Genomic DNA, 12,834 nt, shown 5'->3' with positions numbered 1-12,834 from the left:
GTCGAAGAGCTTCTGGGTGAAGCCGACGCAGCCGATCCCACGACCGGCGACGTCACGATCCAGAATTACACGATCAACTTCGGTCCGCAGCATCCGGCCGCGCACGGCGTGTTGCGCCTGGTCATGGAGCTCGACGGCGAGATCGTCGAGCGCGTCGATCCGCATGTCGGCCTGCTTCACCGCGGCACCGAGAAGCTGATCGAGTACAAGACCTACACGCAGGCGCTGCCGTATTTCGATCGTCTCGATTACTGCTCGCCGCTGTGCATGGAGCATAGCTGGGTGCTGGCGGTCGAGAAGCTGCTCGACCTTGAAGTGCCCGAGCGTGCGCAGTATCTCCGCGTGTTCTTTGCCGAGCTGACGCGCATCTCGAACCACATGCTCAATCTAGGCTCGCACGTCATGGACGTGGGCGCGATGACGCCGAACCTGTGGCTGTTCGAGATCCGCGAAGATTGCATGAACTTCTTCGAGCGTGTCTCGGGCGCGCGCATGCATTCGAACTATTTCCGTCCGGGTGGCGTGCATCAGGATGCGCCGTTGAAGCTGCTCGCCGACATCGGCGACTGGCTCGACACGCGGCTGCCGCGGCTGTTCGAGGATGCGATCTCGCTGGTCGCGGACAACCGCATCTTCAAGCAGCGCAACGTCGACATCGCCGTGGTCAGCCGCGACGATGCGATCAAGTGGGGCTTTTCCGGCCCGATGATCCGCGGCTCGGGTATCGCCTGGGATCTGCGCAAGTCGCAGCCCTACGACGTTTATGCGAAGATGGACTTCGAGGTGCCGGTCGGCACGCGCGGCGATTGCTATGACCGGTTCATGGTACGCGTCGAGGAAGTGCGTCAGTCTGCGCGGATCATGAAGCAGTGCCTGCGCAACATGCCCGAGGGGCCGATCGCGTCGCTCGATCGCAAGGTCGTGCCGCCCAAGCGGGCCGAGATGAAGCAGTCGATGGAAGCGTTGATCCATCACTTCAAGCTCTACACCGAGGGCTTTCACGTTCCCGCCGGCGACGTCTATGTCGCGACCGAAAGCCCCAAGGGCGAGTTCGGCGTGTATCTGGTCGCCGATGGCTCGAACAAGCCGTACCGCTGCAAGATCCGCCCGACCGCGTTCTCGCATCTGCAAGCCATGGACTTCATGGCGAAGGGCCACATGCTGGCGGATACGACTGCGATCCTCGGCGCGATGGATATCGTTTTTGGTGAATGTGACCGCTAATGGCTGAAGCTCCGAAAATTCCCGACGAGGCCGAGACCCGCGCACGCTGGGGTTCGTTCGCGTGGACGGACGAGAACCAGGTGAAGGCGAACGAGATCCTCGGGCGCTATCCCAAGGGTCGCGAGCAGTCCGCGTCGATCCCGTTGCTCGATCTGGCGCAGCGCCAGGTCGGCGCGGAAACGCAGACGCAGGGCTGGTTGCCGGTGCCGGTGATCGAGTTCGTCGCGCGTCAGATCAGCGTGCCATACATGCGCGTGTACGAGGTCGTGACCTTCTACACGATGTTCAATCTAGCGCCGGTCGGTCGCTTCCATGTCCAGGTCTGCGGTACGACGCCGTGCATGCTGCGCGGGTCCGACGACGTTCTGGCCGCGTGCAAGAACCGCGGTCTGGTCAAGGGCGGCACGACGCCGGACGGCATGTTCACGCTGACCGAGGTCGAGTGCCTCGGCACGTGCGCGAATGCGCCGATGGTGCAGATCAACGACGATAACTTCGAAGACCTCGATTACGACAAGACGACCGAGATCCTCGAGGTGCTGGCCAACGGCGGGCACCCGACGCCGGGGCCGCAATTCGGACGTCGCGCAAGCTGCCCCGAAGGCGGCCCGACCTCGCTGAAGGCGATGGTCGACGCGAACCACGATTACCGGGGGGAGTGGGCCTGATGCTCGCCGACAAGGACCGCATCTTCACCAACGTCTACGGTTTCCAGCCGTGGAACATCGACGCCGCGATCATGCGCGGCGATTGGGATAATACCAAGGACCTGATGGCGCTCGGCCAGGACGCGATCATCGACGTGATGAAGGCGTCGGGTCTGCGCGGCCGTGGCGGTGCGGGCTTCCCGACCGGTACCAAATGGTCGTTCATGCCGAAGGAGCCGAAGCCGGACCGGCCGAACTTCCTCGTCATCAACGCCGATGAATCCGAGCCGGGCAGCTGCAAGGATCGTGAGATCATCCGCCACGATCCGCACAAGCTGATCGAAGGCGCGCTGATCGCCGGATTCGCGATGCGCGCGCGCGCCGCGTACATCTATATCCGCGGCGAGTATATTCGCGAGGCCGAGACGCTTTTCGCGGCCGTCGCCGAGGCATATGACCGCGGCTTTATCGGCAAGAACGCGTGCGGGTCAGGCTACGACTTCGACGTGTTCGTGCACCGTGGCGCTGGCGCTTACATCTGCGGCGAAGAGACCGCGATGTTGGAGAGCCTCGAGGGGAAGAAGGGCCAGCCGCGGCTGAAGCCACCTTTCCCGGCAGGTGCTGGCCTCTATGGCTGCCCGACGACGGTCAACAACGTCGAATCGATTGCGGTTGCGCCGACGATCCTGCGACGTGGCGCTGCATGGTTCTCCAGCTTCGGCGCCGAGAACAACCGCGGCACGAAGCTGTTCCAGATCAGCGGCCATGTGAACAAGCCGTGCGTGGTCGAGGAAGAGATGAGCATCTCGTTCCGCGACCTGATCGAGACGCATTGCGGCGGTATCCGTGGCGGCTGGGACAATCTGCTCGCCGTGATCCCGGGTGGCTCTTCGGTGCCGCTCGTGCCCGCCGCGCAGATCATGGACTGCGCGATGGACTTCGACGGCCTGAAGGCGGTTGGCTCGGGCCTCGGCACCGCGGCGATCATCGTCATGGACAAGTCGACCGACATCGTCCGCGCGATCAGTCGCATCTCGTACTTCTACAAGCACGAGAGCTGTGGCCAGTGCACGCCGTGCCGCGAGGGCACCGGCTGGATGTGGCGCGTGATGGAGCGGATGCGCACCGGCGACGCCGAACTGGCCGAGATCGACATGCTCCAGCAGGTCACCAAGCAGGTTGAGGGTCACTCGATCTGCGCGCTCGGCGACGCCGCAGCATGGCCGATCCAGGGTCTGATCAAGCATTTCCGCCCAGAGATGGAGCGCCGTATCCGCGAACGTGGTGGCGACACCGCGCCGATGATGGAAGCCGCAGAGTAATGCCCTTAGTCAAAGTCGATGGCGTAGAGATCGAGGTGCCGCAGGGTGCCACCGTGCTGCAGGCGTGCGAGCTTGCCGGCAAGGAGATCCCGCGTTTCTGTTATCATGAGCGGCTGAGCATCGCCGGCAATTGCCGGATGTGCCTGGTCGAGGTGAAGCCTGGTCCACCCAAGCCGCAGGCGTCGTGCGCGCTGCCGGCGGCGGACAAGCAGGAGATCTTCACCAACTCGCCGATGGTGAAGAATGCTCGCGAGGGCATCATGGAATTCCTTCTAATCAACCATCCGCTCGATTGCCCGATCTGCGATCAGGGCGGCGAGTGCGATCTGCAGGACCAGTCGGTCGCCTATGGTCGCGGCCATTCGCGCTACGACGAGAACAAGCGCGCGGTCACCGAGAAGTATATGGGTCCGATCGTCAAGACGGTCATGACCCGCTGCATCCAGTGCACGCGCTGCATCCGGTTCGCCGAGGAAGTGTCCGGCGTCGAGGAGATCGGTGCGATCTTCCGCGGCGAGGATATGCAGATCACCTCGTATCTCGAGAATGCGGTCAAGAGCGAACTGAGCGGCAACGTCGTCGATCTGTGCCCGGTCGGTGCGCTGACGTCGAAACCGTATGCGTTCGAGGCGCGTCCGTGGGAATTGCGCAAGACGTTGACGATCGACGTGATGGACGCGGTCGGCACCAACATCCGGCTCGACAGCCGCGGTCGTCAGGTGCTGCGCTGCGTGCCGCGGATCAACGAGGACGTGAACGAGGAGTGGGCGACCGACAAGACGCGCCACGCGATCGACGGGCTCGTGCGTCGTCGTCTCGACAAGCCTTATGTCCGGGTGAACGGCAAGCTCCAGCCCGCGACGTGGGACGAAGCGTTTGCGGCGATCAAGGCGGTCAACGCCGGGTCGAGCGTTGCGGCTGTCGCGGGCGATCTGGTCGATTGCGAGACGATGTATGCCGCCAAGGCGCTGCTCGCGAAGATGGGCTCGACAATGCTCGAAGGCCGTCAGACCGGCATGGACTATGACGCGACGAGCATCGCCGCTGTCAATTTCAACACGACGATCGCCGGCACCGAGCGTGCGGATGCGATCCTGCTGGTGGGCACCAACCTGCGCTGGGAAGCGCCGTTGGTGAACACGCGGGTGCGGAAAGCGATCAAGAAGGGCGCGAAGGTCTTTGCGATCGGACCGGAGACGGACCTGACGTACAAGGTCGAATGGCTCGGCGACGATCTGGCGCTGCTCGGCAGTCTGCCTGACGCGGTGACCGAGGCGTTCGGCAAGGCCGAGCGTCCGATGGTGATCGTCGGTGGCGGCGCGCTGAAGGGTGGCCATGCGGCTGCGCTGAAGCTCGTCGATACGTTGGGTCTCGTGAAGGCGGACTGGAACGGCTTCAACGTCGTCCACATGGCGGCCTCGCGGATGGGCGGGCTGATGCTCGGCTATGCGCAGAAGGGCGGCATCGCCGACGTGATGGGGGCGAAGCTCGGCTTCTTCCTCGGCGCGGACGAGGTCGATTATTCGAAGTTCGCAGGCTTCAAGGTGTTCGTGGGCCATCACGGCGACAAGGGTGCGGCGGCTGCCGACGTCATCCTGCCGGGTGTCACCTATGCTGAGAAGTCGGGCACTTGGGTGAACCTCGAGGGCCGTGTCCAGCGCGGCGAGCGCGCGGTGTTCGCACCCGGCGACGCACGTGACGACTGGTCGATCTTTCGCGCGCTGTCCGACACGCTCGGTCACACGCTGCCGTTCGACAGCTTCGACGGCCTGCGCGAGGAAATGTACGCGGACGTGCCTGCGCTGCGTCACCAGGCGCTCGCTACGTTCGAGTGGAACCCGCCTTCGCTCAGTGGGGCAGGTGAGGGCGTTCTCGCCGGCTATCCGATCAAGGACTTCTACCTGACCAACGCGATCTGTCGCGCATCGCCGACGATGCAGCGTTGCTCGGCGGAACTGCTCCACGGTGAAGAGTTCGCGGAGGCGGCGGAATGATCTCCTGGTTCGAATCCTCGCTCGGCTACGACTGGGCATTCTTCCTCGCGACGATCATCGACATCCTCGTGATCGCGCTGCCGCTGATGCTGGCGGTGGCGATGATCATCTATGCCGACCGGAAAATCTGGGCGGCGATGGCGCTGCGCCGTGGTCCCAACGTCGTCGGCCCGTTTGGCCTGCTCCAGAGCTTTGCCGACGGCCTGAAGGTGTTCCTGCAGGAGACGATCGTCCCCGCAGCCGCCAACCGCACGCTGTTCCTGCTGGCGCCGATCATCACCTTCACGGTCGCGCTGATCGTCTGGGCGGTGGTGCCATTCGGGGTCGGCGTGGTTCTCGCGGATATCAACGTCGGCTTGCTCTACGTGCTCGCGGCGTCGTCGCTCGGCGTGTACGGGATCATCCTGTCGGGCTGGGCATCGAACTCGAAATACCCGTTCTACTCGGCACTTCGTGCGGCCGCGCAGATGGTGTCGTATGAAGTCGCGATCGGCTTTATCCTGATTTCGGTCGTGCTGTGGACCGGCAGCTTCAACCTGTCGGCGATCGTGATGGCGCAGAAGTCGCACGTCTGGTTCTTCAACGGGTACATCCTGAACCCGCTGATGTTCCCGATGGCGGTGATGTTCTTCATCTCCTCGCTGGCCGAGACGCAGCGTGCGCCGTTCGATCTGACCGAGGCGGAGAGCGAGCTCGTCGCCGGGTACCAGACCGAATATTCGTCGATGTCGTTCGCGCTGTTCTGGCTCGGCGAGTATGCCAACGTGCTGTTGATGTGCGCGCTGAACGCGACGCTGTTCTGGGGCGGGTGGCTGCCACCGGTCGACTGGGCGCCGCTGTATTACGTGCCGGGGATCATCTGGCTGTTCGCCAAGATCCTGTTCTTCTTCTTCCTGTTCAGCTGGGTGAAGGCGACCGTGCCGCGCTATCGCTACGATCAGCTGATGCGGCTCGGCTGGAAGGTCTTCCTCCCCGTGTCGCTGTTCTGGGTTTTCCTCGTGTCGGGCTATCTCATGCTGACGCGCGTTGGAGTGGGTTCATGAGCGTCGCTCAGATCATCAAGTCGTTTACCCTGTGGGAATTCGTGAAGGCGCACGCGTTGACGCTTCGCTATTTCTTCAAGGAAAAGGCGACGATCAACTATCCGTACGAGCGTAATCCGGTGTCGCCGCGGTTCCGTGGCGAGCATGCGTTGCGTCGTTATCCGAACGGCGAAGAGCGGTGCATCGCGTGCAAGCTGTGCGAGGCCGTGTGCCCCGCGCAGGCGATCACGATCGAGGCCGAGCCGCGCGACGACGGTTCGCGCCGCACGACGCGCTACGACATCGACATGACCAAGTGCATCTATTGTGGCCTGTGTGCCGAGGCGTGTCCGGTCGATGCGATCGTCGAGGGTCCGAACTACGAGTTCGCGACCGAGACGCGCGAAGAGCTGATCTACGACAAGTCGAAGCTGCTCGATAATGGCGACCGTTGGGAAAGCGCGATCGCGGCGAACCTTGCCGCCGATGCGCCGTACCGTTAAGCGAGCGCCGCGATGACACAGATTAACTCCGTCGTCCCAGCGCAGGCTGGGATCTCCCCGTTTCAGAGCGCGCCCGCGCGGCTTGAGACCCCAGCGTCCGCTGGGGTGACGAGGACCTCATGATCCAGGCCTTAGCCTTCTACCTCTTCGCCTTCGTCGTGGTCCTGTCGGGCGCGCTGACGATCGCGTCGCGCAACCCGGTCCATTCGGTAATGTGGCTGATCCTCGCGTTCTTCAACGCGGCCGGCCTCATGATCCTGGTCGGTGCCGAGTTCATCGCGATGCTGCTCGTCATCGTCTATGTTGGTGCGGTCGCGGTGCTGTTCCTGTTCGTCGTCATGATGCTCGACATCGACTTCACCGAGCTGCGCGCAGGCGTCGCCCGGTATTTCGGGATCGGCCTCGCACTCGCCGTGGCGCTCGCCGCCGAGGTGATGATCGCGATCGGTGCCTGGAGCACGGGTCCGATCCAGCTCGCGCGGCGTGCCGCACCGATCGACGATACCGTGCCCAACATCCAGGCGATCGGTAACCTGCTCTACACGCGCTATCTGTTCGTGTTCGAGGGTGCCGGCCTGGTGCTGCTGGTCGCGATGATCGGGGCGATCGTGCTGACCCACCGCCAGCGTGGCGGCGTCAAGGCGCAAAACGTCAGCCGCCAGAACGCGCGTCGTCCACAGGATGCCACGCGCAACACGAGCCCGGTCGTCGGGCAGGGAGTCGAACTGTGACGATCGGTCTCGTCCATTATCTGGTCGTCGCGGCGATCCTGTTCACGATGGGGGTGCTCGGCATCTTCCTGAACCGCAAGAACCTCATCGTCATCCTGATGGCGATCGAGCTGATCCTGCTGGCGGTGAACATCAATCTGGTCGCATTCTCGGCGTTCCTCCACGATCTCGTCGGACAGGTGTTCGCGATGTTCGTGCTGACGGTCGCCGCGGGTGAAGCCGCGATCGGCCTCGCCATTCTCGTGATCTATTTCCGCGGTCGCGGCACCATCGCGGTCGACGACGTCAACCGGATGAAGGGGTAATACGGTTGATCCAGCTTATCGTCTTCCTGCCCTTGCTGGCCGCGATCGTTGCCGGGTTCGGCAATCGCGCGATCGGCAACGTGCCGGCGAAACTCGTCACCACGGCTGCGCTGTTCGCGTCGTGCCTGTTGTCCTGGCCGATCTTCATCGGCTTCCTCTCGGGCACCAGCACGGCGACCGTCGCGCCGCTGCTCGACTTCATCCACTCGGGCGACATGAACGTCGCCTGGTCGTTGCGCGTCGATGCGCTGACCGCGGTGATGCTCGTGGTCGTCACGTCGGTTTCGGCGTTGGTCCACCTGTATAGCTGGGGCTATATGGATGAAGACCCTGATCAGCCGCGCTTTTTTGCGTATCTGTCGCTGTTTACCTTCGCGATGCTGATGCTCGTCACCGCGAACAACCTCGTCCAGATGTTCTTCGGCTGGGAAGGCGTGGGTCTCGCATCCTACCTCCTGATCGGGTTCTGGTTCCGCAAGCCGTCCGCCAGCGCAGCCGCGATCAAGGCGTTCGTCGTCAACCGCGTCGGCGATCTCGGTTTCATGCTCGGCATCTTCGGCACGTTCCTGGTGTTCGGCACGGTCTCGATCCCCGAGATCCTCGCCGCGGCGCCCGGCATGGCGGGCTCGACGCTCGGCTTCCTCGGCTACCGCTTCGACACGATGACGGTGCTCTGCCTCCTGCTGTTCGTCGGTGCGATGGGCAAGTCGGCACAGCTCGGCCTGCACACCTGGTTGCCGGACGCGATGGAAGGCCCGACGCCTGTGTCGGCGCTGATCCACGCGGCGACGATGGTTACGGCTGGCGTGTTCATGGTCTGCCGCCTGTCGCCGATGTTCGAGATGAGCCCGGTCGCGCTGACTGTGGTCACCTCGGTCGGTGCCGCGACCTGCCTGTTCGCGGCGACCTGCGGCCTCGTGCAGACCGACATCAAGCGCGTGATCGCGTATTCGACCTGTTCGCAGCTCGGCTACATGTTCTTCGCGGCCGGTGTCGGCGCGTATGGCGCGGCGATGTTCCACCTGTTCACGCACGCGTTCTTCAAGGCGCTGCTGTTCCTCGGTGCCGGCTCGGTCATCCATGCGATGCACCACGAGCAGGACATGCGCTATTACGGCGGCCTGCGTAAGAAGATCCCGGTGACGTTCTGGGCGATGATGGCGGGTACGCTCGCGATCACCGGCGTCGGCATCCCCGGCATCTTCGGCAACACCGCGATCGGTTTCGCAGGCTTCCATTCGAAGGATGCGATCATCGAGGCGAGCTGGGCTGCGGGTCAGCCGGGTGTTTGGTTCGTCGGCGTGCTCGTCGCGTTGCTGACCAGCTTCTATTCATGGCGCGTGATGTTCCTGACCTTCTGGGGCAAGCCACGCTGGGCCGCATCGGAGCACATCCAGCATGCGCTCCATTACGCGCACGGACACGACCACGGCGATGCGCATCATGTCGACGATCACCATGCGAACCCGGCGCAGGCCGAGGACGCAGGTCATGCGCCGCACGATCACCACGACGCGCAACATGCGCCGGCGGAAGGCGATGGCGGGTATCACCCGCACGAGAGCCCGCTGCCGATGCTGATCCCGCTGATCGTTCTGTCGATCGGTGCGGTCCTCGCCGGCTTCGTGTTCCACGGCTTCTTCATCGAGCCGACCGCAGGCGAGGAGTTCTGGAAGGGCGCACTCGCGTTCCGCGAACATCTGATGCACGAGATGCACGGCGTGCCGTTGCTCATCAAGCTGTCGGCGACGATCGCGATGCTGCTCGGCCTGCTGACCGCCTGGTACGCCTATATCAAGGCACCGACGTTCCCGGCCAAGGTCGTCGAACAGTTCGGCGTGCTCTACGACTTCCTGCTGCATAAGTGGTATTTCGACGAGCTGTACGACCTGATCTTCGTCCGCCCGGCGTTCGCGATCGGCCGCTTCCTGTGGCACCGCGGTGACGATAAGACGATCAACCGGTTCGGGCCTGACGGCGCGACCTGGGTCGTCCAGATCGGTAGCCGTGTCGCCAACCGCTTCCAGACGGGATACCTCTACACCTATGCCTTCGTCATGCTGATCGGGCTGACCGCAGCCGTAACCTGGGCGATCGGACTGTAATGACCGGCTTTCCTATCCTCTCCGTCCTGATCGCGGTCCCGATGATCGCGGCCGTCGTGTGCCTGTTCGTCTCGGCGAACACGGCGCGGATGATGGCGCTGGCGGCGACGCTTATCGACTTCGTTCTCGGCATCATGCTGTGGATGAACTACGACATCGGCGGCGCGCAGTGGCAGTTCGTCGAACATGCCCCGGGCATCTTCGGCCCGTTCGGCTGGTCGCTCGGCATCGACGGCTTCGCGCTGATGCTGATCATGCTGAGCGTGTTCCTGATGCCCATCTGCATCGGCGCCAGCTGGCGCTCGATCACGACCCGCGTGCCCGAATACATGGCGGCGTTCCTGTTCACCGAAGTGCTGATGATCGGCACGTTCGCGGCGCAGGACCTGTTCCTGTTCTACGTGTTCTTCGAAGCCGGCCTGATCCCGATGTACCTGATCATCGGCATCTGGGGTGGTGCGAACCGGATCTACGCGTCGTACAAGTTCTTCCTGTACACGCTGCTCGGCTCGGTCCTGATGTTCATCGCGATGCTGTACATGGCGAAGACGGCGGGCACGACCAGCATTCCGGCTCTAATGAACTACGACTTCCCCGCGCACGTGCAGACGTGGCTGTGGCTGGCGTTCTTCGCGTCGTTCGCGGTCAAGATGCCGATGTGGCCGGTCCACACCTGGTTGCCCGACGCGCACGTCCAGGCGCCGACCGCAGGCTCGGTCATCCTGGCGGGTGTGCTGCTGAAGCTCGGCGGATACGGCTTCCTGCGCTTCCTGCTGCCGATGTTCCCCGAAGCCTCGGGCCAGCTGACCTGGCTGATCTTCGGCCTGTCGGCGGTCGCGGTGATCTACACGAGCCTCGTCGCGCTCGTGCAGTCGGACATGAAGAAGCTGATCGCCTATTCGTCAGTCGCTCACATGGCGATCGTCACGATCGGGCTCTTTGCCTTCAACCGGCAGGGCATCGAAGGCGCGATGATCATGATGCTGAGCCACGGCCTGGTATCGGGCGCGTTGTTCCTGTGCGTCGGCGTGATCTACGACCAGCTCCATACCCGCGAGATCTCGCGCTATGGCGGTCTCGCGATCAACATGCCGAAGTATGCGATCTTCTTCCTGTTCTTCACGATGGCCTCGATCGGCCTGCCGGGCACCAGCGGCTTTGTCGCCGAGTTCCTGTCGCTGATGGGCACGTATCAGGTCTCGACCTGGACCGCGCTGCTCTGCACGACGAGCATCATCCTGGGCGCCGCGTACATGCTGTTCCTGTACCGCCGCGTCGTGTTCGGCGAGATCAAGTCGGACGACGTCCGTGCTATGGTCGACCTGTCGGGCCGCGAGATGTGGCTGCTCGCACCGATCGCCGCCGTCGTGCTGTGGATGGGCGTTTATCCCGAGAGCTTCCTGGCACCGATGCGCAAGGACGTGGGCGTGCTTCTCGCCCGCGTCGACCGCGCCAAGCCTGCCAGCGATTCCAACCCAACCGCGGGGAAGCCCGCCGCAACCGTCCATAGTGCCGCGCACGGGGAGGCACACTGATGGATTACGCCGCTAACATCGCAATGACGCTGCCCGAACTGGTGCTGGCGTTGGGTGCGATCGCCCTGATGCTCGTCTCGGCCTGGGGCGGGGACAAGTCCACGCGTGCCGTCTCGATCGCTGCCGTCTTCGTCCTCGTTGGGGCCGGGATCGCATTGGTCGGTCCCGCGTCGTCGGGCGGCTATGCGTTCGACGGCCTTTACCGCGCGGACGCGTTCGGCGCGTTTGCCAAGGTGCTGATCTATATCGCCTCGGCGGTCGCAATCGTGATGGCGCCTAGCTTCTTCGCGCGTTCGCATGGCGACGATCTGCGTCCGGAATATCCGGTGCTGATCCTGCTGTCGGCATGCGGCATGGGGATCATGGTCTCGGCCACCGACATGCTGACGCTGTATGTCGGTCTGGAGCTTCAGAGCCTTGCGGCCTACGTCCTCGCCAGCTTCATGCGGCGCGACGGGCGTTCGGCGGAAGCAGGCCTGAAGTATTTCGTGCTCGGCGCGCTCGCCAGCGGCATCCTGCTGTACGGAATCTCGCTGGTCTACGGGTTCAGCGGCACGACGTTGTTCTCGGGCATCTCGGAAGCATACGCCGGCACCAAGTCGCTCGGCCCGTTGTTCGGTCTGGTGTTCGTGTTCGCCGGCCTCGCGTTCAAGATCAGCGCCGTGCCGTTCCACATGTGGACGCCCGACGTGTACGAGGGCGCACCGACCCCGGTCACCGCGTTCTTCGCATCCGCCCCCAAGGTCGCGGCGCTTGCGCTCAGCGTCCGCGTGGCGGTCGATGCGATGGGTCCGGCGACCGACCAGTGGCGTCAGATCGTGATCTTCGCGGCGCTTGCCTCGATCATTCTCGGTGCGGTCGCCGCGATCGGCCAGACCAACATCAAGCGGCTGCTCGCTTACTCGTCGATCAACAATGTCGGCTTCGCCCTGATCGGTCTTGCGGCCGGGACGCCGGAAGGCGTGTCGGGCGTGCTGATGTACCTGACGATCTACGTCGCGATGACGCTGGGTTCGTTCCTGGTCGTGTTGCAGATGCGCGGTGACGACGGGCAGCCGGTCGAGACGATCGACAGCCTCGCCGGCATGTCGCGGACTCGGCCTGCGTTGGCCGCGGCACTCGCGATCTTCATGTTCAGCCTCGCCGGCATCCCGCCGCTGTTCGGCTTCTACGCGAAGTTCGCGGTGTTCAGCGCGGCGGTCGACGCCGGTCTGTTCCCGCTCGCAGTGGTCGGCATCGCCGCCTCGGTTATCGGCGCGTATTATTACCTTCGCGTCGTGAAGACGATGTACTTCGATGACCCGGCACCTGCGTTCGCGCCGATGGAGAGCAAGGTCGAGGGTGGCCTGATCGCCATCGCCGCGGTGTTCGTGTCGCCAGTCGGCTACCTCCTCATCCCCGTGCTCGGCGCGTGGACGATGGCGGCCGCACGGGCGCTGTTCTGAG

General features: G+C 63.8%; 11 protein-coding genes. All 11 read left to right on the top strand.

The window, feature by feature from the left end:
* Positions 1 to 12: 12 nt before the first annotated feature.
* Complete coding sequence (locus AC3D24_RS05775; protein WP_489033059.1) at positions 13 to 1,224, top strand: NADH-quinone oxidoreductase subunit D; 1,212 nt, start codon at positions 13 to 15, stop codon at positions 1,222 to 1,224.
* Entirely contained in the window at positions 1,224 to 1,892 is a 669-nt protein-coding gene (locus AC3D24_RS05770) for a complex I 24 kDa subunit family protein (RefSeq protein WP_489029013.1), read from the top strand. The genes AC3D24_RS05775 and AC3D24_RS05770 overlap by 1 nt, the downstream gene beginning before the upstream one ends.
* On the top strand, positions 1,892 to 3,193 hold the full coding sequence (gene nuoF / locus AC3D24_RS05765; RefSeq protein WP_489029011.1) for an NADH-quinone oxidoreductase subunit NuoF: 1,302 nt from the start codon (positions 1,892 to 1,894) through the stop codon (positions 3,191 to 3,193). The genes AC3D24_RS05770 and nuoF overlap by 1 nt, the downstream gene beginning before the upstream one ends.
* On the top strand, positions 3,193 to 5,187 hold the full coding sequence (gene nuoG / locus AC3D24_RS05760) for an NADH-quinone oxidoreductase subunit NuoG (protein ID WP_489029009.1): 1,995 nt from the start codon (positions 3,193 to 3,195) through the stop codon (positions 5,185 to 5,187). Before nuoF ends, nuoG begins: the two co-directional genes overlap by 1 nt.
* Positions 5,184 to 6,230 carry an NADH-quinone oxidoreductase subunit NuoH gene (gene nuoH, locus AC3D24_RS05755; protein ID WP_056058320.1) on the top strand — a complete coding sequence of 349 codons (1,047 nt, stop codon included), beginning with the start codon at positions 5,184 to 5,186 and terminating at the stop codon, positions 6,228 to 6,230. Before nuoG ends, nuoH begins: the two co-directional genes overlap by 4 nt.
* Positions 6,227 to 6,712 (top strand): NADH-quinone oxidoreductase subunit NuoI, encoded by a 486-nt coding sequence (gene nuoI, locus AC3D24_RS05750; RefSeq protein WP_055877898.1) that lies wholly within the window; start codon positions 6,227 to 6,229, stop codon positions 6,710 to 6,712. Before nuoH ends, nuoI begins: the two co-directional genes overlap by 4 nt.
* Before the next feature lie 119 nt (positions 6,713 to 6,831).
* Positions 6,832 to 7,443, top strand: coding sequence for an NADH-quinone oxidoreductase subunit J (locus AC3D24_RS05745; protein ID WP_489029006.1), 612 nt, complete (start codon positions 6,832 to 6,834; stop codon positions 7,441 to 7,443).
* Entirely contained in the window at positions 7,440 to 7,748 is a 309-nt protein-coding gene (gene nuoK, locus AC3D24_RS05740; RefSeq protein WP_082441002.1) for an NADH-quinone oxidoreductase subunit NuoK, read from the top strand. Before AC3D24_RS05745 ends, nuoK begins: the two co-directional genes overlap by 4 nt.
* Positions 7,749 to 7,753: 5 nt before the next feature.
* Complete coding sequence (gene nuoL, locus AC3D24_RS05735; RefSeq protein WP_489029003.1) at positions 7,754 to 9,853, top strand: NADH-quinone oxidoreductase subunit L; 2,100 nt, start codon at positions 7,754 to 7,756, stop codon at positions 9,851 to 9,853.
* Positions 9,853 to 11,388: an NADH-quinone oxidoreductase subunit M gene (locus tag AC3D24_RS05730; RefSeq protein WP_489029001.1), complete on the top strand. Its 1,536-nt coding sequence runs from the start codon at positions 9,853 to 9,855 to the stop codon at positions 11,386 to 11,388. Before nuoL ends, AC3D24_RS05730 begins: the two co-directional genes overlap by 1 nt.
* Positions 11,388 to 12,833, top strand: a complete 1,446-nt coding sequence (nuoN, locus tag AC3D24_RS05725) for an NADH-quinone oxidoreductase subunit NuoN (protein ID WP_489028999.1) — start codon at positions 11,388 to 11,390, stop codon at positions 12,831 to 12,833. Before AC3D24_RS05730 ends, nuoN begins: the two co-directional genes overlap by 1 nt.
* The last annotated feature ends 1 nt before the right edge of the window (position 12,834 follow it).

This window comes from Sphingomonas sp. SL1004 (assembly GCF_057815015.1).
This window is presented reverse-complemented; position numbering and strand designations above follow the sequence as displayed.